Annotated in this window: 1 pseudogene; it reads right to left on the bottom strand. The window is 46.3% G+C overall.

The features are described 5' to 3' along the window. A pseudogene (locus HC175_RS21715) lies at positions 1-337 on the bottom strand (NADP-dependent oxidoreductase); the annotation flags it as partial.

Here is a 337-nt window from a genome sequence, read left to right as displayed (position 1 = left end):
CACTTTCTCATCACTACCGGCTATTCCAACAACCATACATCCTTTGATCTTGCCAATTTGTCCCACAATACTTCCCACTGCCCCGGCAGCTCCTGAAACCACGAGCGTCTCTCCTGCCCTTAGTTTACCAATCTTTTCCAGCCCCAGGTAAGCAGTAAGTCCCGTTAATCCCAGCACTCCTAAAAAAGCAGGTAATGGCGCCAGGTCCCGATCCACTCTATTTAATCCCGTACCGTTGGAAATTTGTAATTCTTTCCATTTTAGCATTCCGGAGACAAATTCCCCTTTTTGGAAGTTGTGATTATTGGATTCCAAAACTTCTGCCACTACCATGGAC

This window comes from Salinimicrobium oceani (assembly GCF_012037645.1).
The sequence above is the reverse complement of the archived record's forward strand: the minus strand, read 5'-3'. Positions and strand labels throughout refer to the sequence as shown.